21 protein-coding genes and 1 riboswitch are annotated in these 21629 nt (G+C 54.6%); of the genes, 11 read left to right on the forward strand and 10 right to left on the reverse strand.

Annotated elements, in window-relative coordinates:
• Nucleotides 1-60: 60 nt before the first annotated feature.
• Nucleotides 61-2322 (forward strand): ATP-binding protein, encoded by a 2262-nt coding sequence (locus MXF20_RS10715; RefSeq protein WP_325969244.1) that lies wholly within the window; start codon nucleotides 61-63, stop codon nucleotides 2320-2322.
• Here the strand turns inward: MXF20_RS10715 and MXF20_RS10720 are convergent.
• Nucleotides 2291-2992: a response regulator transcription factor gene (locus MXF20_RS10720; RefSeq protein ID WP_325969245.1), complete on the reverse strand. Its 702-nt coding sequence runs from the start codon at nucleotides 2990-2992 to the stop codon at nucleotides 2291-2293. The two genes, MXF20_RS10715 and MXF20_RS10720, sit on opposite strands and share 32 nt — an antisense overlap.
• Nucleotides 2993-3272: 280 nt before the next feature.
• On the opposite strand from MXF20_RS10720, the gene MXF20_RS10725 reads away from it, so the two are divergent.
• The 3 genes from MXF20_RS10725 to MXF20_RS10735 all read left to right on the forward strand — a co-directional run bounded on the left by MXF20_RS10725 (nucleotide 3273) and on the right by MXF20_RS10735 (nucleotide 4714).
• On the forward strand, nucleotides 3273-3578 hold the full coding sequence (locus MXF20_RS10725) for a hypothetical protein (protein WP_325969246.1): 306 nt from the start codon (nucleotides 3273-3275) through the stop codon (nucleotides 3576-3578).
• 153 nt (nucleotides 3579-3731) lie between these two features.
• The gene (locus MXF20_RS10730; protein ID WP_325969248.1) at nucleotides 3732-4037 is read left to right on the forward strand and encodes an FKBP-type peptidyl-prolyl cis-trans isomerase; all 306 of its coding nucleotides are present in this window, start codon (nucleotides 3732-3734) and stop codon (nucleotides 4035-4037) included.
• Nucleotides 4038-4087: 50 nt separating this feature from the next.
• A complete protein-coding gene (locus tag MXF20_RS10735) occupies nucleotides 4088-4714 on the forward strand; it encodes a response regulator transcription factor (RefSeq protein ID WP_325969249.1) in 627 nt (208 codons plus the stop codon).
• A 92-nt stretch (nucleotides 4715-4806) separates the two neighbouring features.
• Here MXF20_RS10735 and MXF20_RS10740 read toward each other — a convergent pair whose 3' ends face one another.
• Both MXF20_RS10740 and MXF20_RS10745 read right to left on the reverse strand, forming a co-directional pair.
• Nucleotides 4807-5835 carry a hypothetical protein gene (locus MXF20_RS10740; RefSeq protein ID WP_325969251.1) on the reverse strand — a complete coding sequence of 343 codons (1029 nt, stop codon included), beginning with the start codon at nucleotides 5833-5835 and terminating at the stop codon, nucleotides 4807-4809.
• The gene (locus MXF20_RS10745; protein WP_325969253.1) at nucleotides 5832-7070 is read right to left on the reverse strand and encodes a hypothetical protein; all 1239 of its coding nucleotides are present in this window, start codon (nucleotides 7068-7070) and stop codon (nucleotides 5832-5834) included. The genes MXF20_RS10740 and MXF20_RS10745 overlap by 4 nt, the downstream gene beginning before the upstream one ends.
• A gap of 306 nt (nucleotides 7071-7376) precedes the next feature.
• On the opposite strand from MXF20_RS10745, the gene MXF20_RS10750 reads away from it, so the two are divergent.
• From MXF20_RS10750 to MXF20_RS10765, 4 genes are all read left to right on the forward strand, one after another.
• Nucleotides 7377-8108: a hypothetical protein gene (locus tag MXF20_RS10750; protein WP_325969255.1), complete on the forward strand. Its 732-nt coding sequence runs from the start codon at nucleotides 7377-7379 to the stop codon at nucleotides 8106-8108.
• Nucleotides 8109-8134: 26 nt separating this feature from the next.
• The gene (locus tag MXF20_RS10755) at nucleotides 8135-8632 is read left to right on the forward strand and encodes a CS1 type fimbrial major subunit (protein WP_325969257.1); all 498 of its coding nucleotides are present in this window, start codon (nucleotides 8135-8137) and stop codon (nucleotides 8630-8632) included.
• 65 nt (nucleotides 8633-8697) lie between these two features.
• Nucleotides 8698-11148, forward strand: coding sequence for a CS1-pili formation C-terminal domain-containing protein (locus MXF20_RS10760; RefSeq protein ID WP_325969258.1), 2451 nt, complete (start codon nucleotides 8698-8700; stop codon nucleotides 11146-11148).
• Between the two features lie 55 nt (nucleotides 11149-11203).
• Nucleotides 11204-11881: a response regulator transcription factor gene (locus tag MXF20_RS10765; protein WP_325969260.1), complete on the forward strand. Its 678-nt coding sequence runs from the start codon at nucleotides 11204-11206 to the stop codon at nucleotides 11879-11881.
• A 262-nt stretch (nucleotides 11882-12143) separates the two neighbouring features.
• Here MXF20_RS10765 and MXF20_RS10770 read toward each other — a convergent pair whose 3' ends face one another.
• Together MXF20_RS10770 and MXF20_RS10775 are read right to left on the reverse strand one after the other, a co-directional pair.
• The gene (locus tag MXF20_RS10770; RefSeq protein ID WP_325969261.1) at nucleotides 12144-12311 is read right to left on the reverse strand and encodes a hypothetical protein; all 168 of its coding nucleotides are present in this window, start codon (nucleotides 12309-12311) and stop codon (nucleotides 12144-12146) included.
• 71 nt (nucleotides 12312-12382) lie between these two features.
• Nucleotides 12383-12580, reverse strand: coding sequence for a hypothetical protein (locus tag MXF20_RS10775; RefSeq protein WP_325969263.1), 198 nt, complete (start codon nucleotides 12578-12580; stop codon nucleotides 12383-12385).
• 321 nt (nucleotides 12581-12901) lie between these two features.
• Nucleotides 12902-12998: riboswitch (TPP riboswitch) on the forward strand.
• Nucleotides 12999-13031: 33 nt separating this feature from the next.
• Here MXF20_RS10775 and thiM point away from each other — a divergent pair.
• The 3 genes from thiM to fbaB all read left to right on the forward strand — a co-directional run bounded on the left by thiM (nucleotide 13032) and on the right by fbaB (nucleotide 15813).
• Nucleotides 13032-13817 (forward strand): hydroxyethylthiazole kinase, encoded by a 786-nt coding sequence (thiM, locus tag MXF20_RS10780; RefSeq protein WP_325969264.1) that lies wholly within the window; start codon nucleotides 13032-13034, stop codon nucleotides 13815-13817.
• Entirely contained in the window at nucleotides 13814-14614 is an 801-nt protein-coding gene (gene thiD / locus MXF20_RS10785) for a bifunctional hydroxymethylpyrimidine kinase/phosphomethylpyrimidine kinase (RefSeq protein ID WP_325969265.1), read from the forward strand. Before thiM ends, thiD begins: the two co-directional genes overlap by 4 nt.
• A gap of 146 nt (nucleotides 14615-14760) precedes the next feature.
• Complete coding sequence (gene fbaB / locus MXF20_RS10790; protein WP_325969266.1) at nucleotides 14761-15813, forward strand: class I fructose-bisphosphate aldolase; 1053 nt, start codon at nucleotides 14761-14763, stop codon at nucleotides 15811-15813.
• 198 nt (nucleotides 15814-16011) lie between these two features.
• Here the strand turns inward: fbaB and MXF20_RS10795 are convergent, their stop codons facing one another.
• The 5 genes from MXF20_RS10795 to MXF20_RS10815 all read right to left on the reverse strand — a co-directional run bounded on the left by MXF20_RS10795 (nucleotide 16012) and on the right by MXF20_RS10815 (nucleotide 21597).
• Entirely contained in the window at nucleotides 16012-16698 is a 687-nt protein-coding gene (locus tag MXF20_RS10795; RefSeq protein ID WP_325969267.1) for a GntR family transcriptional regulator, read from the reverse strand.
• Between the two features lie 78 nt (nucleotides 16699-16776).
• A complete protein-coding gene (locus MXF20_RS10800) occupies nucleotides 16777-18258 on the reverse strand; it encodes a mannitol dehydrogenase family protein (RefSeq protein WP_325969268.1) in 1482 nt (493 codons plus the stop codon).
• A gap of 51 nt (nucleotides 18259-18309) precedes the next feature.
• Entirely contained in the window at nucleotides 18310-19593 is a 1284-nt protein-coding gene (locus MXF20_RS10805) for an MFS transporter (protein ID WP_021509301.1), read from the reverse strand.
• A 151-nt stretch (nucleotides 19594-19744) separates the two neighbouring features.
• Nucleotides 19745-20755: a Zn-dependent oxidoreductase gene (locus tag MXF20_RS10810; RefSeq protein ID WP_325969456.1), complete on the reverse strand. Its 1011-nt coding sequence runs from the start codon at nucleotides 20753-20755 to the stop codon at nucleotides 19745-19747.
• Between the two features lie 296 nt (nucleotides 20756-21051).
• Nucleotides 21052-21597: a chorismate mutase gene (locus tag MXF20_RS10815; protein WP_325969269.1), complete on the reverse strand. Its 546-nt coding sequence runs from the start codon at nucleotides 21595-21597 to the stop codon at nucleotides 21052-21054.
• Between the last annotated feature and the right edge of the window lie 32 nt (nucleotides 21598-21629).

Raw genomic sequence — 21629 nt, forward strand, 5'->3', positions numbered from 1 at the left:
ATTGAGAGAACAGGTATGCGGGGCAGACTGATAAAATTCCTTATCGTTGTGGCGGTTAGCGTGCTGAGCATTCATGTTCAGGCTATGTCGCTGTTCAGCGATGAAGAACATGCCTGGATAGCGCAGCATCCGGAAATTAATTACAGCGTGCAGCAGGATTGGCCGCTGGATTTTCTTGATCGGGATAAACATTTTGGTTTGAGCCGCGCCTATCTCGATCACATTGAAAGCATGACCGGGTTACGCTTCGTACTGGCGTCGCAAGCCGCGCCCGCCCAGCTGATAACCAACCTGGCACCCTCGCTGATGACGGATTCCTGGCGTGCGCAGTGGTTGTTTAGCCAGCGCTGGATTACCACCAACGCGCTGGTGGTGACACGTCATGAGGCCAGCAGCATTCGCACGCTGGAACAGTTGCACGGAAAACGCGTCGCGGTACGTGCCAATAGCGATTATGAACACTGGCTGCGCCAGCATGCTCCGCAAATCCAGTTACAGCCGTATCCCGATATGTCATCGTTACTGCACAGTGTGCTTGACGGTGAAGCGGAGGCGGCGATCGGACCTGATTTGCTGATGCGTCCGCTGCTGTATCGCAGCTTTGGCAATAAACTGGTGGTCGCCGGACAACTTCCGTCGCTGGTGGCGGGGTTGCACATGGCCGTCACGCCGGAATTACCCCTATTAAAAACCATTATCGACAAGGCGCTGGCTGCCATGCCCGCCAGCCGCACCGATGCGCTGTTTAGCCAGTGGCTGGGCGATCTTAAAATTGGTCAGCTCACTGCCGGGATGATTTTCGCGTTATATCCGCTGGAGCTCACGCTGATTGCCGTGCTGTTAGGCATGATGATTTGGGCGTTATGGCGCGCGCTGTGGCATCGTCGCCGTGCTATAGCCAGCGAAGCTAATATGAGTCAGTTCCTCGCCATGATGAGTCACGAAATTCGTACGCCGATGAACGCCATGATAGCCGCGCTGGAACTTTTGCGTATGCCGTGCGAGCCCGCGCAGCGCAAAGAATATATTGCCCTGGCACACAGCTCTTCCCGGCATTTGCTGGGATTACTCAATGATATCCTTGACCACAGTAAGTTGTCTCATCGTCAGCTTAAGCTGGAAAAACAGTGTTTCTCACTGGCGCAATTAGTCGATGATTTAGTTGCCGTGCAGCGTCCGGTGGCTGCTGAAAAAGAGCTGGTGCTGATTGTCTCACTGGATAGCATACTGGAGTCGCAGTGGGTCGTCGCCGACGCCTGGCGTTTACGCCAGGTCATCAATAACCTGTTGGCCAATGCGATCAAATTTACCGAGCACGGCGCGATTTCGCTGGAAATCAAGCGCCAGCCTTTTGCCGAAACCGAAGGATTATGTATCACCGTGAGTGATACCGGCATTGGTATCCCGCTGGATGCACAACGCACCTTGTTTGATGCCTGGACGCAGGCAGACAATGCTGCTACCCGGCGTTACAGCGGTAGCGGTCTGGGATTATATATCTGCCGTGAATTGGTTAGTTTAGCCGGTGGTCGCCTGAGCTGCTGCAGCCAGCCAGGCGAGGGCGCGACCTTCCAGGTTGAATTACCGGTAATTTTCTGCGAAGCCCCGGAAAAAAGGGCGTCTGAGCCCTCGACGCTGCAACGCTTTGTGACTGGCACCAGTATTCTGATTGTGGAAGATCATCCGGCAAACCAGGCGATGCTGGCGGCACAGCTGGCTGCCCTCAACTGCCATTACGATATCGCCGCCGATGGTGCGCAGGCGCTGGCGCTGCTGAGGGATGAAAATTATTACGATGTGATCCTGCTCGACTGCAACTTGCCTGATATTGATGGTTATGAGGTCGCACGGCGGGTGCGCGCTTTTGAAAGTGAACAGGGGCAGAAAAGCACACCGATTGTGGCAATTTCAGCACTCAACGGCGCAGAGCATCAGCAGCTATGTTCGGACAGCGGCATGCAGGCCTGGCTGACAAAACCGCTACTGCTGCCGTGTTTGTCGGCGATGCTGGCACGCTGGTGCCGGGTGGAAAGCACGCTGGCACCCGTTGAAGTGGAGAGGGGGCCAGACAGCGATGCCCATTCGCTATTGTTGCAGGACATCGCGGGGTTTGCGACAGCGCTGGCGCAGCAGGATGCGCGCTTGATGCTGCATTACGTTCATCGTTTACATGGCGCGGCGCGCGTCTGTCAACTGCCAGCTTTAGCCGGGTGTGCTGCGGCACTGGAGCAACAACTGCGCGCTGCCAATATTCCCAGCGCGCAACAGGGACAAGAATGGATTGAGAAATTCAGGCGCTGTCTTTCAGCAGCTCATCCTTAATGATAAACAGCTCGTGGTCGGCTTTCAGCCCCAGCTTGCGCAATGCGCTCTGCTTTTGTCCACTCACGGTTTTCAGGCTGCGGGAAAATTTATCAGCAATTTCGGTGACGGTCATACCGGTAAGGAAACAGCGAATCACTTCCTGTTCTTTTGGTGACAGGCTTTTTAATGACAGAGCGGTTTGCACATTCTCTTCGCTGAGATTGCCACTCAGCAGCGTCTCGCCGCTATGCTGCTGTTCCGCCAGGCGTTGCGTCATTTCTGGTTCGAGATAAATGCGACCTTCACTCAATTCCAGTATCGCCTTCTGCAGCTCTTCAGAAGGGCGATTTTTACCTATAAAGCCCTTCGCGCCGCCACGCAGTGCCAGTGCTACGGTTGCCGGATTGTAATGCGCTGACACCACCAAAATAGCGATATTGCTATGGTGGCGCATGATCAGCTTAATCAGATTCAGCCCATCGATATCGGCGGGTGATAGCGAGTAATCGACGACCACCACATCAACGGGCGTGGTTTTGAGATGTTTGAGGAATTGGTCGCTGTTGGTAAAACTCCCGGTGATGGTGAAATCCGCGTTCTCCTTCAATACATCGCTCAATCCACGCAATACCAAAAAGTGATCGTCCAGCAGGGCAATAGAGATTTTTTTCCGGTTATAAACCTTCATCGCAAACCACTCTTATTAATCAATCAGGCATGAGAATCAGTGTACGTTAATTCAAAATCAACGTGCAGCTTTCTCTACATCGGGCACTCAGCGGGCACGCAGAATTCTACTGCCCGCAAGCGTGTTAGTGCAGCAAAACTCGTGTTTCGCCAGCTATTTGAGAGTGCTCTCGTGTTTTCATTCTCTCATCATACTTAAGATAATTAGCGAAACAAAGATGGATCATTTAAGCCTACAGCTCCTTTGTTTCTACTTCCACATAATAACCGGAATGAAATTGATGATGTCGTTATCTGCCATAGGCAGACGGCTCGCGCTCGCCTGGAGTCTGGCGTTACTGGTGAGCTGTGCCTCACCCATCCCTAAGCCACTCACTGCTGCGTCAGAGGAAAAGGCGTATGTTCCGGCCACGCTGGCACGGTGTCAAAGCGAGGTCGCGGCGCTGCAACATGTTGTTGCTCCGGTTAACACACTGCCCGTTTTGCCCAGCGAATTCCTGCAGCAAATTCAGCAAACACAGTGCGATGCCGGACAAGGTGACAGGCAGGCGCAACGCCACGCCATGCACTGGCGCAATGTCATTTAGCGGGTGCCCGGCAGGCGGGTGAAGGGGTAAAAGCCCGGCGCTCGTGCTCAGCAGGGATGTAGGCATAGCGCCGGATCGGCCGAGGGTGTTTGCCGGCATTAAAGATGCCTTTGATCAGCGGATCATACTCGGGGAGGAAGAGCTGACAGTAGGATGGACAGGCTGATTACCGGCAGGCTGGCAGTTGGTGCGTTATTAGATTACAGCGGTGAGAACAATGAATTTCAGCGAGTAAAAGTCGATACGCTATTACCCACAGTCAGCAAAATTATCAGTCAGCAAAAAGTGGGCAGTGAGCTGGAAATTATACACCCTGCTGAGCGGGCATTTGGTGATGAAGGCGTTGGGACATTAATTCCACCAGGCACAACACTGATTTTCATTATAAAGCTGGCAGGGGTATCTGATATGAAGGTCAGATCCTGTGCTGTTCCAGAGCGATTTTCTCACCTTTATTAATTAAATTTGTAAGTTTGTCAGCGACAGAATGAGCAGAGAGGTAAATTAAGATGAATAAGAGTGTCATGATTCTCGATGACCATCCGCTATTTTCGGCTGGGCTGAAAGCGGTAATTAATCAGGATCCAAAGTTAAATGTGGTCGATGTGTGCCGGACCAGCGTTGAGTTATTCTTTGCGTTGAGTATTGGCTCTGCCGATATTTTATTGCTCGACTGCTCACGTCCGCTGGGCGAAACAAATGTTCGCACCTTAGTCGAGCGCTTGCATCAACAGCAGCCGCATAGCGCCCTGATGCTAATGGGCGATAACGAGCTACATCGCCAAGTCGCTGAGCGGTGCTCGTCAATGATTGCCGGTTACTTCTGCAAAACGTTACCACCGGAAAGTTTTATTCTGGGTTTGCATCGCATACGCAGAAGGCGGGATGGTGAGTCAATTGACGTTCCTGAAAAAAAAGGCCTGCCGGAGTCAGAGATCACCCGCTTACCATCACGTCTTTCGGCGAAGGAAAAAACCGTGCTGGAATATTTGCATGCGGGACTGAGCGTAACGCAAACGGCAGCGCGTGTGAATCGCAGTGTGAAAACCATTAGCACTCAGAAGCGCACGGCCATGCGCAAATTAGGTCTTAAGCAAGAGCGTGATATTTTCCAGCTCAATATGCATGAATTATAATTGTGACAGAGTGAGTGCCCTCATACTTACGTTAATAGCGTGACCTGAGTAAGGTTTGAATACCAGAAAGGGATGCGCTGGATGATGGCACTTTACTCACTCATCAGTAACTGAACACCGCCAGATTGATACGCTTTTAACTCCTGCTCCGCAAAAGATATGCCCGCGATTTGAACAAACTTATTTTCTCGCTGGTGCTGTAATAGTCGTTTCTGCACATCTTCTTGCTCACTAAGTTGCTGCATCTGATAACGCACGCCGTCACACAGCAGGTATAACCGCTGAAGATGTCTGCAATCTGCTTCACCATTCAGGACAAAACAGACCCCATGCTGTTTTAATTCATGCATATTTTCCAGTAACTGCTCAGTCAACCTGCCGTCACTGATTTCATCGATATATAAATAGAGTCGTACGGGTGGCCGGGTGAAAGAAAACAGCTGCAACAGGAGGGCGGGTAAATCCTGCTGATCCAGCCAGGACAAACTGACGCTCAGGGATAGCGGCGCGATGAGATGCATTTTCTGTTGTACCATCTCCTGTAACAGGCGGAAATTTCCGAGCATTTCCAGGCGGCTGTTGCTTAAATGCCGGGTTGTAATCAGGGTATTTTTACAGGCAGGTTCACACGCCAGCACCTGCTGCTGCCTCGCGCAGCGCCAGTAGCGATAATGCGTGATCAGCGGTGCGGGATTGAGTAAACACAGTAAGAGTTGTGACGATATTCTCTGCTGTTTTAATTGCGGTTGCAACGCCATCACAATCCATTCGCGCAGCACGTCGGGTAACATGTCAGGCTGAAAGCGTATCGCGCTTTCCAGAGTGATAGCAGAGAGTTTTTGGCACACTAAAAGCGAGCTTCTGCTGATTTGCCGTGGTGCGGCGGCCATAACGTAGCGAAGATTTTTTAGCGTCTTTGAGAGTAGCTCATTGCTGGCGGCGCCAGCAAGATCATCGGTGCTGACAATGCCACCGCGCAAGCCGTCTTCATGCCACGCATGCTGCGCCGCGCGACAGCAAGAACAACATGCTATATCGATATGCATTGATGGGCGGATCAAGAGTAACAACGGTTGATGGTTACTCGCGCATGAGGCGTCGAGTGACTCTCTGTTCATCATTTACGCCCTCCTGCAGCATCCGGAGAGAAAGGCAGGTCGGCGTCAAACACCAGCGTGGCGGATCCTTTCCATGTCGAACCTAAGTGTTTTGCCATCTTCAAACTCTCTATTTCATTCACGCTAAAATTGACTTGCCCAATTGCGCCATTCACGTAACTGTCCGGTACCAGTATGAGCCCTGGCGTTGTGGGAGTCGTAATGGGTATCGCAATGCGGGTCACGGGCTCCTTCGATTTCCGTTCATGCATCCCGGGCATGCTGAAATCAATATCAACGGCCACGGTTTCATCTCCCCCTTCTCGTTTAAGGGCGCAGCTTTTTAACTGCTCATGAGTACAATACGCCGTAATGCTGACAGGAGAAGATGCCGTCATATTGACCTGGCCAGTGCCCTCCAGGCGGAATTGTGCGTTATTACTTGCCGACCAGGAACGCCAGCCACCCGGCGGCGATAATTCGACGCTATTACTGCCCTGAATGGATACTTTAAAATCATGCTGGATTTCGGCAGAAATATTCACCTGAAGCGTATCATCACTATAGGTTCCCTCACCAAAATCAATATCCATCCCCTTACCAACGGTATAACCATAACCGCCTTTAAAACTGCCATTGGGCATGGTTAAAGGACTTAAGCTTTTCATTTCATAACCAACCGAAATTCGCTCTATTTTAACGTCATTGTAATCTATGTTTTTCACGGTTTTATAACATGTTGATATTTCTGCCGGATGTAGCCATGCAAATTCATAATTTTGCGAGGTCATGTAAGCCGTTGTGCCGGTACAGCCGCCTTCTGGTGCGCGCCCGGCCAGATTAAAGTCAGAACTGTTAAAACTGTTCCTTGTCCTGGCGTAGCGTTGTGCTAGCAGCACGATGCGAAATTGCACGACAATACTTTTGCCGGTCTCGTGATCCGTGAGCATGACATATTGCCATCTGGAGTTCGCTTTTTGATAAGTATGGTCACGATTATCAGGGCTTGAATGACTCAATGTTTTATTTTCTACGCTTAAATCAGTCATGATTGAAAAGGTGCCAGCCGGGCAGGCTGTTGGATATGTCTTACAAAAACCACTGTGCACTGTCGTATCGGTAAATGAATTTTTGTCAGGCTCTGCTGCTGAGGGTTTAAATTCGGCGCTTATTTCCACCGTGGCGGCTTGTGAAGTCATGATAAAAAAAATCAACACCAGCGAGTTAAGCACCCAGATTAAACGATGTTTTATGTGCATAGAGATGTCCGCAATGAATAGGCCAGTTGAGTGTGATTATCCTCTCCTGAATCGACGCGACGACACTACAGGAGCACTCTCAATCACTCTTATGTCATGAGACCTGAACAATTAAGTCATACCTGATAAATTTTCATGGGGTTCTGTTAACTGATTGATATAAAAGACTTGATTGATCATGTTTGAAAACCAAGAGTGCTCTCATAGTTCTTAATGGTCAAACCAGGCGATATTTGTCCCCGTTGAATCAGTGCTGCCTGACAGGGATAACGGTTTTCTGGCGGTGCTCATCACTTAAGGATAATCATGTTAAAAACGTTATTAGCGACAGCGCTGGCTGCCAGTAGTTTTGCCGCCTGTGCTATCCCTCAAATATCGGTGGGTCAGATGTATGATTTCATCGAAGGCGATAAAAGTACTTATTTAAAGCGTATAAGTAATAATGGTGACAATACTGCATTTATTAAAACCGAAGTGAGTGAAGTGAGCTGGGATGCCAGCGGCAGGAAAACTGAAAAGCGCATCGATGCAAATGCCGCCTCCAGCGCTAATATTGATGGTTTAATCGTGACGCCCGCCAGAATGATCGTTCCGGCAAAAGGTATGCAGCCATCCAGGCTATTGGTTACTGGCAATCGAGATAAAGAGCGTTACTATCGCGTTCGCTATATTCCGGTAATGCCTAAAGACCAATACGAATTCGGTCAAACTAAAAAAGAATTCGAGCAGTATAATAATAAGCTTAACGTGGGGATCAATATTCTCACCGGGTATGGCACAATGACTATTGTCAGGCCTAAAAACGTTATATTCAACACCGTAATTAATGATAACGGTGGTGATATCACCATCGTTAATAATGGTAATAGCAGTATCATATTGGATGGTCTCAGGCAATGCGCGAACAACAAGTGTGCGGAGAGCAGTTCATCCATTGTGTTACCTGGGAAAAAAATACAACTCAGGAAAATCGCAAAAAAAAGCTGGCAATTTACCTTGCTGGAAGGAAACAAAAAATCCCCGAAATCCTTTGGGTAATTCTTAAATCTTAACGAGGCTATAAAATGAAATTTGCTACCAAAACCTTATTCGCTGTGTTGCTGGCCACCAGTACGGCGGTGATGGCGGATGACTCTACCAGTCTGACTTTTGACCTCAAGGCGGATATTCCGACTGAACGTTACTACGTTCAGTTCGAAAACCCAGCCTTTGGCACCACAGAGCAGGTCATGAACTGGGATGCTCGCAGCCAGACACTCGAGCAGCTGCGAACCAATCTGGTTGCGATGAACAATGTGGATTCAGTTAAAGCTTACCTGGATGGCGCTGCCGTGCTGGTGCACACCACGGATCCCACTCAGGAGATCCCGCTGACCGTGTCGATCGCTGGTCAGTCGCTCCCAGCGACCCAGGCCGCAGCCGTCACCATCGTTGATGACGTAACGAAGACGGAGCAGATTTTACCGCTGGTAGTGAGTCAAACGACGCCAGCTACAATCCCGGACGCAGGCGAATACAAAGGCACCGTAAAAATGATGTTTGATTTCGATTTAACGGTTTAACGGTTACCCACTGTTTTCGACAGGATAAGGACGCGCTAGCGTCCTTTTTTTAAGCGGACAAACTCATGACGTTACCTTCAATTAATCGCCTCGCTGCCGCCATTGCGTTAACGCTAATGTCAATGCCGGCCATGGCGGTGCCTATGGAAGATTTGGTTTCTCAGGCGGAAAATCTGCCTGACGATTTCACCACCCATTTCTTTAATGCACCGTTGATGACGCGAGTGGAACTTGATGGTCAATACCTCGGTGACGCCATGATTTTGTTATCACGCAGTAAAACGGTGCAGCTAATTAATTTTGTCCAGTCACAGGAGAGTAAACTGCCTCCTGCCACGCGCAGTCGCTGGGCACAGATGTTGAGCAAGCCTGCACCTTTAGGTCATTGTGACCAGCAATGTCCGCAGGGACTGGTGGGCCTCCATTACAATCTGGTCAATACCACTCTGTCCATCGCCACCACTGACGGCCATGGCCAGAAAGTTAAACCGCAACATATCGCCCTGCCGGAAGGTGGCAGCAGCGGATTGATTCTGCGCAATCAGCTCAATCTGGTTGGTGGAGAACAGCAACCGTGGTCAGGCTCACAAAACCTGAATCTGGAAACCAGCCTCGGTAACCTGACCGGCGTCGCAGCGAGTCAGTTAAGCCGCAGCGACATCGAAAACAGCCGCACCGATGCACGTGTCAGTGCGCTCTACGTACAACGTGAATTGCCGGGCACAGCCGTCCGTGCAGGACTATTCGCCCCTGATAGCCACGGCATTCTGCGCCAGCCCAATCTGCCGGGCGGCAACAGTGTGCAAACGGTAGCCGGTGCGATGCTGGCAACGTCAGATACATTGCTCATCCGTTCGGCGCAGCCCAGCCTCTATCCGGTGATGGTGACGGCTAACCGTGATTCCATCGCTGAGATTTATCGCGATGGCGTGCTGATCAACAGCCAGCCGGTTGCGCCAGGCTTGCAATCGCTGGATACGACTATTTTGCCGGGCGGGATTTATGATGTTGAAGTTCGCCTGGTTGAAGCGGGACGGGAAATCAGTCGCGTGGAAGAAACCATCTATAAGCCGGCGAACTGGAACAATCCGCAACAGCGCTGGCAATATTCGATGTATACCGGTGTTGAGCAGCAACTGGGGAATACCCGCAATAAATCCAGTCAGAGTGAGCCTGCAGCCGGGGCCAGCGTTAACTTTATGGCACATCCCAAAGTGATCCTCGGCGCCGCGGTGCAGCATGCGACGCAGGGCAATCAGTATGGCTTTTCTGCCGATGTGCAGGCTGCTGACAGGGTACAATTTTACGGCAGCGTAGGCAGCAGTGATGCGTGGGGCTCACGCTACGACACGCAATTAAACTGGACGTTACGCCCGCAAACCAGCCTGATGCTGAGCCATGGTCAGAGCTGGTATCAACAGAGTCGCAGCCACTACTCCGCCAGCAGGCAGAAAAACAGCAGTGCCACGCTGAATCATCGTCTTGGTAATGGTGACGCGCTTTCGCTGCGCACAACCCATAATAGTCGCGAAAGCGGTTTTGGCGCGGATGCCACGTGGCGCACGCGCATGACAGTCAAAGAGACGCCGATTACCCTGAGCCTTAATGCGTTTGATCGTCCTTATGCGCAGCGTGGCCTGCAGCGCAACCGCGGTGCTAATCTCAACCTGTCATTCTCGCTGGGCGCAAGTCAACGTAGCGTGAGCGCCAGCCTGGGCAGCCGTAATGATAATAAGGGTGGGCGCGATCTGTTCGCTTCAGCCAGCGTGAATCAGACGCTGGAAAATAGCGCGTTTAACAGTGTCAGTGCGGGCGTAACGGGGGATAAATACGGGCTGAGCAGTAATCTCTTCACCAGCTTTGAAGACCGCTACGCCAGCGGTACCGCCTATGCCAACTACTCATCACAGGGGAAAGCCATCAATGGCGGCCTCAACATGAGCAATACGCTGGCCGTTGGTGGAGGCCAGGTTTCGCTCAGCCATAGCCCGCAGGCCTACAGCAGTAAAACGGGCATTATTGTGGATGTCGAAAGCGACGATCCCGGCGTGCGCCTGAAAACGTGGGATAGCCAGGGTGGTGGTGGCACGCTGAAAGCCGGGCGTAATTTTATTCCTGCCAGCGCTTATAAATCGGGACAGCTGCAAATCGATTTTGAAGGGACGGATGCGCCACCGTTAAAAATCTGGCCGGCGGAGTTGCCCTATCATCTGAATCAGGGCGGTGTCGCCCACAGTAAAGTCCGTGTCATGAAAACGGTGACGGTGATTGGGCGCGTGGTGGATCGTACAGGACAGCCGATCGCCGGTGCCAGGCTGGTGAATCATGCCGGGCAGGGGATTTCTGAAAGCGATGGCTTCTTTGTTACCGACATGCATGAGCATACACCGGAGTTGGTGATTCATGACCGTGACAAAAAACTGTGTACGGTCAAACTCAATCCGCAACAGCATAAACGTGAGAATGACACTCTGATGATTGGCGACCTGAGCTGTCAGAACAACACCCTGGGATAATTTTCACACTCACCCTCAGGCCTGTTCTGCCTGAGTTTTTGCCGAGGAATGATAAATGAGTATGAGCGCGGTGCATGCCGTTCGCATTGCCATTATTGATGATCACCCTATGACGCTCCATGGCATGTGCGCCCTGATTGATAAAGCGCAGGACTGTCACGTTGTTGGGCGTTTCAGCCATAGCCGTGCGTTGCTGGCTGAACTCCAGGTCACAGAGGTGGACGTATTAATTATGGATTATGTGCTGGCCGCTGACGACATCGACGGCAACAGCCTGCTACGGACTCTGCAGCGGCAATTTCCCGATCTGCCAGTGCTGGTGGTATCAGAGCTCTATAACAGCGCCGCAGCCTTATTGACATTGAACAGCGGTGCGAAGGGTTTTAGTGGCAAAAATATGGCGCCAGGTGAATTGATTGAGGCGGTCAGAATTGTCGCCAGTGGGCAGATTTATCTGCTACCGGAAATGGCGCTACAGCTAACCCAATTGCTCAATGGCGATATTACGCTATCGTTGCAACCGCTCCGCACCAATAGCCCGCAACAGACATCAGACCTTTCGGTCTTATCGCCTAAAGAGCAGGAAGTTGTGCGGTGTTTATTGCAGGGCATGAGCGTGACGCAGATAGCAAAAAAATCTCATCGCAGCATTAAAACCATCAGTGGTCAGAAGCAAACGGCACTGCGTAAATTAGGTTTAAAAAGTGACGAAGAGCTCATGAGAAAATTCTAGCGTAGAGCGAAGTTCACCAGTCTGATAATAAGTATTCATGCTAGTGGCGCCTTGTCTGATTGATGAAAAACCCTGATTTCTCTTAATGATTAACAGTGTTTCGTGATGCCTCGAAGTTTACGGCTTTTGAAAGCGCTCTGGTCGCGCTAATAAAATCATGAGGTGTTGTTTTTAAACTGCGTGATCTGACGGTAAAAGCGATAGAAAAAGCTGCCTGCCCGCCTACACGGGTTTATCCCGCTGCTTACATAACTGACCTGCATTAAAGTGGGAAAGCGATGGTAAAGCGTTGGGAAACTGGCGCTAATAGCAGTTCATATCCAGCAACTTCATCGTAACGCACAAGCCATACCGCCACTAACACCAGAGGTACTGTTACTTCACGCTTAACTGTATTGCCGGAACAGGCTTTAGCGGTAACATCACCCATTCTGTTCACTTAACCGTTTTATGGCGATAAGCAGGGCATTAATAAATGCAGAGACGTTAGTGGCTTACCTATTAGCCAAGCCAGCGCTTCGCTTCGGCATCGCTGATATCGCGGTAATAGATTTTATGTAGCGTTACGCCGCAGCGCCGGCACTGTGCTTCAACATAGGTAGAAAGTTGGGTGCGGCCGGCGGGAGAACGGGCGCCTTTACGGCAAATATCAATGATGTGCCAGTGGTGAGCGTGTGGAATAAAGCTAAATAAATTCATTGTTGATTCCGGATTTGGGCGTGAGTAGGCAAGTCCGGAAGGGGATTAAGCCTTGTCTGTTAAATGTTTGGCTTGATATTTATCAAGCTGATGCAGGTTTATACACATTAACTGGTTTATTAGCTGAAATGGCGGGTGATTCTTCAGGATGGATGTTTTCGTTATTTTTTCGTAATTGACCTATGCCGTTTTTAATTATTTCTATCGTTGAAAGAGAGCATATTGATTTTGATGTGGATCAATGTGCCGTTGTGCTGCCGTTCAGGCGCAGGATTTACAAGCCTGCTGACAGCGACTATTCTGTCGTCGGCACATTTGACGTGCCATGACTCGGGGTGCCCTTCTTTGTGAAGGCTGAGAAATACCCGTAATACCTGATCTGGATAATGCCAGCGTAGGGAAGTCAGATGCCTGACCGCATTCGCCTTCCTGATTGCCGGTTGGGAGCCTTATGACACAGCCTGACCCTCTTTCCCCGGCGCAACTCGCGCACTCTCTGCAACTGCTGCGGCAGCAGGCACCGCTGGTGCACTGTATGACCAACGACGTGGTGCAAACTTTTACCGCCAACGTGCTGCTGGCGCTGCAGGCTTCACCCGCGATGGTGATTGATGGCGATGAAGCGGCGCAGTTTGCCGGTTTCGCCGATGCGCTGCTGATCAACGTCGGTACCTTAACCCGCGAGCGCCGCGATGCGATGCTGGCGGCGGTACAGGCCGCTAACCAGGCCGGCACACCGTGGACGCTCGATCCGGTGGCGGTAGGCGCGCTAACCCTGCGCACGGAATTCTGTCAGCAGCTGCTGAGCCTGCAACCGGCGGCCATTCGCGGTAATGCTTCAGAAATTCTCGCTTTAGCCCAGCAGGCCACGGGCGGACGCGGCGTGGATAGCGTGCATCAGGCCGATGCCGCACTGAGTGCCGCGCAGCAGCTGGCGCAACGCTGCACCACTATCGTTGCGGTAACCGGCGAAGTTGATTACGTCACCGATGGCCGCCAGACGCTGGCGATTGCCGGCGGCAGCCCGCTGATGACGCGTGTGGTCGGCACCGGTTGTGCGTTGTCGGCGGTAGTCGCGGCGTGCAGCAACCTGCCGGGCGAGCGCCTCCAGCACGTGGCAGCGGCGTGCCGCCTGATGTCGCTGGCCGGAGAACAGGCCGCGCGGAGCGTGGCAGGGCCGGGCAGCTTCGTCGCCGCCTTTGTGGATGCGCTGTGGACGCTGGAGGTGGCAGCATGAAACGCATCAACGCATTGACCATTGCCGGCACCGATCCCAGCGGCGGCGCGGGTATCCAGGCCGATCTGAAAGCCTTTTCCGCGCTCGGCGCGTACGGTACCAGCGTGATTACCGCGCTGGTGGCACAGAACACCCGCGGCGTGCAGTCGGTGTATCGCATCGAACCGGCATTTGTTGCAGCGCAGCTCGACTCGGTGCTGGACGACGTGCGCATTGACGCCGCGAAAATCGGCATGCTGGCAGAGACGGCGATTGTCGAGGTGGTGGCAGAGAAGCTGAAACGCGCCAGCCTGCCGTTTGTGGTGCTGGATACGGTGATGATTGCCAAAAGCGGCGATGCGCTGCTGTCGCCTGATGCGGTAGACAGCATTCGTGAACGGCTGTTGCCGCAGGTATCACTGATCACGCCCAACCTGCCGGAAGCCGCGGCGCTGCTGGGCTGCAGCATGGCGCAGGACGAGGCGACGATGCTGGAGCAGGGCGATGCGCTGCTGGAACTGGGCTGCGAAGCGGTGCTGATGAAGGGCGGTCATCTCAGCGATGCAGAGAGCCCGGACTGGCTGATCACCCGCGCCGGCCGCCAGCGCTTTACCGCACCGCGCGTTAACACCCGTCATACGCACGGCACCGGCTGCACGCTGTCGGCGGCGCTGGCGGCATTGCGACCCCGCCATGCGGACTGGGCGGGCACCGTAGCGGAGGCCAAGGCCTGGCTGCAGCAGGCGCTGCTGCACGCCGATTCGCTGGAGGTCGGCCACGGCATTGGGCCGGTGCATCATTTCCATCAGTGGTGGTAGGGCGTAACGCCAGATTGCCGTTTTTTCACTGCGTATCCGTCTGAAAAATGGAGTCAGCAATTTGCCAGCCTGGCGCGTTTCGGTCCAGGCTGTGGGGGCAATTCGGCAGGTGCCGGTTGCTATCCAGCCATTTTTCAGGAGCGAACATGACGGACATCGTACAGTTACTGGGTAAAGAAGCGGATGCGCTTCTTCAACATCGCTGCATGACCATTCCAGCGGACAGCCTCTATTTGCCGGGCGCGGATTATGTCGATCGCGTGATGATTGATAACAATCGTTCTCCTGCGGTACTGCGCAATATGCAGACGCTCTACAACACCGGCCGTCTGGCGGGTACCGGCTATCTGTCGATTCTGCCGGTGGATCAGGGCGTGGAGCACTCTGCGGGCGCCTCGTTCGCCGCCAATCCGGCCTATTTCGACCCTAAGCATATCGTCGAGCTGGCGATTGAAGCTGGCTGTAACTGTGTGGCGTCAACCTATGGCGTGCTGGCATCGGTGTCACGTCGCTACGCGCACCGCATCCCGTTTATGGTCAAGCTAAACCATAACGAAACGCTGAGCTATCCCACGCAGTATGACCAGACGCTGTACGCCAGCGTCGAACAGGCGTTCAACATGGGGGCAATTGCGGTCGGTGCCACGATCTATTTCGGTTCCGAACAGTCACGGCGGCAGATCGAGGAGATCGCGGCGGCCTTCGAGCGTGCGCACGAGCTGGGCATGGTGACGGTGCTGTGGGCTTATCTGCGCAACAACGATTTCAAGAAGGATGGGGTGGATTATCACGCCAGCGCCGATTTAACCGGTCAGGCTAACCATCTGGCGGCCACCATTGGTGCCGACATTGTGAAGCAGAAAATGGCGGAGAATAACGGCGGTTATAACGCGGTGAAGTTTGGCCACACCGATGAGCGCGTGTACAGCAAGCTGACCAGTGAGAATCCGATCGATCTGGTGCGCTACCAGCTGGCCAACTGCTACATGGGTCGTGCCGGGCTGATTAACTCCGGCGGTGCTTCAGCCGGTGCGACCGATGTGGCGGAGTCGGTGCGTACGGCGGTGATCAATAAACGCGCCGGCGGCATGGGGCTGATTCTGGGGCGCAAGGCGTTTAAGAAGTCGCTGAAAGAGGGCGTGGCGCTGATTAATGCGGTGCAGGATGTGTATCTGGCGAAAGATGTGACGATTGCCTGAGGGTGTGAGGTGCGTTTTTCCCCTCACCCTAACCCTCTCCCGCTGGCGGGAGAGGGGACTGTGATGTGCGGTTTTTTAATGCGTTAATTCTCTGACAGCTACTGGAACAGCTCCCTCTCCCGGTGGGAGAGGGCCGGGGTGAGGGCATCACACCGCATCGTATCAAACCGCACCGCACCGCAAGCTCACCGAACAACACTACGGCCCTTCAAACCATTCGCTGTTGCGCTCGGCAATCGGCGTAATGGTCAGAATCATCTCCTGCAGATGACGCCGCATCGCCTTCTCAGCCGCATCGGCATCCTTCGCTTTCAGCGCGGCAAAAATCTCTTCATGCTGCTGAATCAGGCTCTCCGGCGGCGACACTTCGCTCAGCGTCAGAAAGCGCACGCGGTCCATCGTTGCCTTAATGTTCTCCACCGTCTCCCACGCCAGCAGGCAGTCAATCCCTTCGGCAATCAAACGGTGAAACTCATCGTCGAGCGCCAGAAACGCCTGGCTGTCGTGGCGCTCCGCTGCCAGACGCTGCAGCTGCAGGTTATGTTCCAGCGCCATCAGTCCGGTGGCGCCGATCTCCAGCGCGGCGCGGCGAACCACGGCGATCTCCACCGCTTCACGGATGAAACGGCCGTCGGCCACGCGCTGGGCGGAGATTTTACGCACGAAGGTGCCGCGTTGTGGCAGGACCTGCACCAGGCCGGCTTCCGCCAGCTTGATAAAGGCTTCCCGCACCGGCTGCCGCGACACGTTAAAGCGCGCCGACACTTCTTTCTCCGACAGCAGCGAGCCCGGATGGATCACGCAGGTCACGATATCCTTCCGCAGATAGCGATAAATCTGCTGATTTACCGGTTCGCTGGTGGTTATGGTATAGGCAATCGACATGCAGCAATATCCGTATTACGGCTGGCCGCCGCCAGCCCGATGAGAAAGCGTCAGTCTAATCAGCACGCTGCGTCTGCGCTACACATTTGTGCTGGCGGCGTAGCCTTCTGTGACCAGCGCCTGCACCGTGGCGCGCGCGCCGTGTAGCCGCAGCTGCTGGTACAGCTCAGTGAGCCGCGTAACGAAGGCGGATTGATAACGTAAATCATCGCCGAACACCGCCTGCAGGCGCAGTAAGGCCTCAACGCGCTGCGGGCCATCCTCGCTATTGGCAACAATACTGGCCAGCTGCGCGCTGAGCGGATCGCGAATCTCAATCGCCGCACCCTGCTCATCAACGCCGCTGATATAGCGCATCCAGCCCGCCACGCCCAGCAGCAGATAATCACAGGCCGTTCCGTTGCGCAGATGCCAGCGCACGCTATCCAGCAGGCGCTGCGGCAGCTTCTGCGTACCGTCGGTGGCGATTTGATAAGTGCGATGTTTAATCGCCCGGTTTTCGTAACGGGCGATCAGCGCGTCGGCATAGGCCACCAAATCGACATCCTGCGTGCGCAGCGTGGGTGCCTGATCCTGCAGCATCAGCGCGCGCGCCGCCTGACGAAAATGGGCGTCGGCCATGCAATCACTGATGTGTTGATAACCGGCCAGGTAACCGAGATAAGCCAGGAACGAGTGGCTGCCGTTGAGCATGCGCAGCTTCATCTCTTCGTACGGCAGCACATCACGCACCAGCTCCGCACCGGCCTGTTCCCACGCCGGGCGGCCGCTGACGAAGTTATCTTCAATCACCCACTGGAAAAAAGGTTCGGCTTCCACCGCCACCGGATCGCGACTGCCCAGCCGCGCTTCCAGCGTGGCGAAAGCCTCATCGGTCATCGCCGGCACGATGCGATCCACCATGGTGGAGGGAAAGGTGAGGTGGGTCTGAATGTAATCCGCCAGCGCCGGGCTGCGGTGTTGCGCCAGTTGGGTAATCACGGTGCGCGTCACCTGGCCGTTCTCCGGCATGTTGTCACACGACATCACGCTAAACGGCGGCAGATGGCGCTGGCGACGGCGTTCAATCGCCGCCAGGATCACGCCGGGCAGCGAGCGCGGCGCGTCAGGATGCGCCACATCGTGCACGATGTCCGGATGCGCCAGATTGAGCTGGCCACTCGACGGCAGTGAACAGTAGCCTTTTTCCGTGACCGTCATCGACACGATAGCGATTTCCGGCTGGCTCATCGCTTCAATCACCGCCTCAATGCCGTCACTTTTCGCGTGCAGCGCCTCGGTAATCACGCCAACGATGCGCGTGTGCAGGCTGTCGTCGGCCATTTCGGTCACGCTGTACAGCAAATCCTGCTGGCGCAGGGCGGCGATCAGCGCACCGCTGTTGAGATTCACTTCGCAGTAGCCCCAGTCGCTGCCGTGCTGCGCCAGTTGGTCCGTGGCCAGCGCCTGATGCGCGCGGTGAAAGGCACCAAAACCGATGTGCACCATGCGGGTTTTCAGCTGGCTGGGGTCGTAACCGGGGCGCTGCACGTCAGCGGGAAGGCGATCGGGTTGTAACATGCATAATCCTTTGGCAAACGGGGCGCGCGGCGCCCCATCACAGTTATTCGATTAAACGGAAACCGGTTTGTCGCTGGCTTTTGGGCTGCGAATCACAAACAGTACCAGCAGCGCGCCAAGCGCCGCCACCACGCCCGCCAGTACAAAGGCGCTGTCAAACTTGCCAGTATGCTGCACGATGAAACCGGTGACGATCGGGCCGATAATGCCGGACAGGCTGCCAATCAGGTGGATAAAGCCGCTGATGCTGCCGACGCGGCTCTTGTGCACCACATCCTGAATAATCGCCCAGTAAATGGCACCGGTGATGTAGAGGAAGAAGATGGAGATCGACATCATGATCACCGCCGAATTGACCTCTTTGATGGTGCCCGCCAGCGCCACGCAGATTGCTGCCGCCAGCAGCGACACTACCAGCACAATCTTGCGTGATAGCAGCAGCTTGCCGGTAATATTAAAGATCTTATCGGATATCCAGCCGCCCAGCGCCAGGCCAATAAAGCCGACGATCCACGGAATCATGGTGGTGATGCTCATGGCTTTGATATCCAGCCCGTGCGCCTGCACCAGATAAGCCGGGAACCAGCTCAGGAAGAAGAACAAAATGTAGTTGTAGCAGAAGAAGGCGAACGCGGTGACGAGAATAATCGGCTGGCGCAGATAGTAGCCCATGCCGTGTGCTTTGCCGTCTGCGTCGATGATATCTGCCGGCTCTTCCGCTTTCAGTTTCTCCACCAGCGCGCGTTCCTGCGCTGAGACACGCTTGCTGCGCGCCGGATTATCGGCGGCGAAGAAGAACCACAGCGCCATCCATACCAGGCCAATCAGGCAGATCACCACAAACGCCGGACGCCAGCCGAAGGAGAGCGCCAGATAGCCGACAATCGGCCCGGCGACCGCGCCGCCGAGCGGGGAACCGGCACTCAGCAGGCCCATGGCGGTGGCGGCCTGCTTTTTCGGGAACCAGCCGTTGATGGCTTTGTTGGCCGAGGCGCAAATCGGACCTTCCGCCATGCCGAACAGCACACGCAGAATCATCATCGACCAGAAACCGGTCGCCAGCGCGGTCATGCCGCAGAACAGCGACCACATGCCGACGGCGGTGCCGAGCACGATGGTCGGACCGAATTTGTCGGTGGCCAGGCCGCCAATGAAGTTGAACAGCGCATAGCCGAAGAAGAAGCTGCCGAAAATCAGGCCGAACTGTTCGGCATTGATCATCAGGTCTTTTTCCACCAGCGGCACGGTGAGCGACAGGGCAATACGATCGAGGTAGTTGATCATATAAACCAGGAACAGCAGCAGTACGAGGGTCCAGCGTAGATTCTTCAGCATAGAAACTCCGTTTCCCTGTTCTTTTTCAGACTGCATCGTCACGGACAGATTACCTTGATGACCGCAGCGCTGTGCCTGATTTATGCAGGGGATTATTGTATTGGCCGGCGGGTACGCACCGGCATCAGGGACATCTGGTGTGGCGCGTCACTCAATCCATTTGCAGGATCACTTTGCAGCAGGTACGCGGGTCTTGTTCAAATAGCGTCATGGCGCGCTCGATCTGCGCCAGCGGGAAATAATGGGTGACCAGTTTCTCCGGCTGGATCAGCCCCTGTTCCAGCCACGCAATCACCTGCGGGAAGCGGTTGCTGTTCAGGCGCGAGGTAAACAGCGACAGTTCTTTGCTGGTCAACGCCTGCTGCGTCAGGCTGCACGGCTCAGCAGAGAACCCGAGCAGGCCGATGCGCGCCGCCGGTGAGGCCAGCGCGGCCGCTTCAGCGAGGATTGCCGGATGGCAGGCGGCGTCGATGATCAGCGTTGGCTGTACGCCTTCCAGCTGCGCCGCCAGCGGGATCTCACTGTTGTTAAACAGGCGATCGGCCCCGTTTTGCTGCGCCAGCACCAGCCGCTCCGGCAGGCGGTCCACCACCAGCACCTGCTGCACGCCGTACACGCCTTTCAGCACCTGAATCGCCGTCAGCCCCATCGGACCGGCACCGTAAATCAGTGCCACATCCTGTGGCTGCGGCTGGAGAAACGCAGTGATGTTAGCGGCAATGGTGAAGGGCTCGACCAGGCTGGCGAGTTGATCGGGAATGCTCGCCGGCAGGCGATGGGCATTTTTGGCTGGCGCGACGGCATATTCGCTGAAGCCGCCGTCGCGATGGACGCCAATCACCTGCAGCGACTGACAGACATTAGGACGACCCACGGAGCAGGGATAGCAGTGACCGCAGCTGACCACCGGATCGACCGCCACGCGCTCGCCCAGCCTGCTGGCATCGACATCGTTTCCGACCGCGTCAATCACGCCAAAGAACTCATGACCGATCACGCGCGGATAGCGGGCGAACGGATTGTGACCGTGCCAGATGTGCACATCAGAGCCGCAGATGCTGGCGAATTTCACTTTTACCCGCACTTCATCAGCGGCGGGCTGCGGCAGCGCGCGCTCGGCCAGCACCAGCTCACCCGGTTGTTCAATCACCACACTTTTCATCATTCACTCCTGGCTGGCGGCCTGAACAGCGCGGCACACCGGCGATAACGGGACAGTAATGACGAAAAAATACGCGCAATAATACTACCATACAAGTTAGCGTTGCAGAGTTGTGAACAGAATCACACAGCGGATCGATGGGCTGCAGAGGGGGATTGAGAATGGTGTTGCGGTGCGCATCAATGCGCACCTGAAAATTCATTAACCGGTTTGCCGGCTCGCCATGTATCGCAACCGGAAAAAACGCAGCAAAATGAAAGGCCTGCTGCGCTCGACGGCATCCTTACCGCGCAACCTCACTGCCGCCGTAACGTTACCGCGCTGAGCGTGCGCCACAATAACTCTTTATCCTGCGGCGACACGTTGCGCTGCTGAATCTCGCGCATAAATACCGCCTTCTGCGGTGCCTGCAGCGTCGCGCCCTGTTTCAACTGCGCGGCAAGCTGCGTCAGAATCGCGTCGCTGTAATGACCAATGCTTTTGCGCACTTCATCCAGCGGACGCGGCTGCCAGTGCGGCTCCGGCGTCGCCAGCCAGTCGGCGCGATAGCGATACTGCACCGCTTTCGCCACATCCATCTGCGCCTGAATAAACGGCTGCACCGTGGCATCGTCCAGGCCCAGCTGGCGTGCTTCTTCAAGGGCTTTGTCCAGCACCTTGCGTTCCTGACTCAAATCTTCAATCGGCTGATGATGCTGTGCTTTATAACCGGCCACATCCTTCATGTAAGACAAACGTGTGTTGATAAGCTGGCCCGGCGATGCACTGCTGAGTTCTGCCGCCGCGGCGGAACAGCTGCAAATCAGCAGCGCTAACGTGGCCGATCGTAACTGCATTTCCATACTGATGCTCCCAATGTTCAACCCAGGCGCTG

It is taken from the genome of Pantoea dispersa, from assembly GCF_035783935.1.
GTDB classification, from domain to species: domain Bacteria; phylum Pseudomonadota; class Gammaproteobacteria; order Enterobacterales; family Enterobacteriaceae; genus Pantoea; species Pantoea dispersa_C.

Coding starts and splice junctions, on each gene's coding strand:
- MXF20_RS10720 (WP_325969245.1), bottom strand. CDS start 2,992: ATGAAGGTTTATAACCGGAAAAAAATCTCTATTGCCCTGCTGGACGAT.
- MXF20_RS10725 (WP_325969246.1), top strand. CDS start 3,273: ATGATGTCGTTATCTGCCATAGGCAGACGGCTCGCGCTCGCCTGGAGT.
- MXF20_RS10730 (WP_325969248.1), top strand. CDS start 3,732: ATGGACAGGCTGATTACCGGCAGGCTGGCAGTTGGTGCGTTATTAGAT.
- MXF20_RS10735 (WP_325969249.1), top strand. CDS start 4,088: ATGAATAAGAGTGTCATGATTCTCGATGACCATCCGCTATTTTCGGCT.
- MXF20_RS10740 (WP_325969251.1), bottom strand. CDS start 5,835: ATGATGAACAGAGAGTCACTCGACGCCTCATGCGCGAGTAACCATCAA.
- MXF20_RS10745 (WP_325969253.1), bottom strand. CDS start 7,070: ATGCACATAAAACATCGTTTAATCTGGGTGCTTAACTCGCTGGTGTTG.
- MXF20_RS10750 (WP_325969255.1), top strand. CDS start 7,377: ATGTTAAAAACGTTATTAGCGACAGCGCTGGCTGCCAGTAGTTTTGCC.
- MXF20_RS10755 (WP_325969257.1), top strand. CDS start 8,135: ATGAAATTTGCTACCAAAACCTTATTCGCTGTGTTGCTGGCCACCAGT.
- MXF20_RS10760 (WP_325969258.1), top strand. CDS start 8,698: ATGACGTTACCTTCAATTAATCGCCTCGCTGCCGCCATTGCGTTAACG.
- MXF20_RS10765 (WP_325969260.1), top strand. CDS start 11,204: ATGAGTATGAGCGCGGTGCATGCCGTTCGCATTGCCATTATTGATGAT.
- MXF20_RS10770 (WP_325969261.1), bottom strand. CDS start 12,311: ATGGGTGATGTTACCGCTAAAGCCTGTTCCGGCAATACAGTTAAGCGT.
- MXF20_RS10775 (WP_325969263.1), bottom strand. CDS start 12,580: ATGAATTTATTTAGCTTTATTCCACACGCTCACCACTGGCACATCATT.
- thiM (WP_325969264.1), top strand. CDS start 13,032: ATGACACAGCCTGACCCTCTTTCCCCGGCGCAACTCGCGCACTCTCTG.
- thiD (WP_325969265.1), top strand. CDS start 13,814: ATGAAACGCATCAACGCATTGACCATTGCCGGCACCGATCCCAGCGGC.
- fbaB (WP_325969266.1), top strand. CDS start 14,761: ATGACGGACATCGTACAGTTACTGGGTAAAGAAGCGGATGCGCTTCTT.
- MXF20_RS10795 (WP_325969267.1), bottom strand. CDS start 16,698: ATGTCGATTGCCTATACCATAACCACCAGCGAACCGGTAAATCAGCAG.
- MXF20_RS10800 (WP_325969268.1), bottom strand. CDS start 18,258: ATGTTACAACCCGATCGCCTTCCCGCTGACGTGCAGCGCCCCGGTTAC.
- MXF20_RS10805 (WP_021509301.1), bottom strand. CDS start 19,593: ATGCTGAAGAATCTACGCTGGACCCTCGTACTGCTGCTGTTCCTGGTT.
- MXF20_RS10810 (WP_325969456.1), bottom strand. CDS start 20,755: ATGAAAAGTGTGGTGATTGAACAACCGGGTGAGCTGGTGCTGGCCGAG.
- MXF20_RS10815 (WP_325969269.1), bottom strand. CDS start 21,597: ATGGAAATGCAGTTACGATCGGCCACGTTAGCGCTGCTGATTTGCAGC.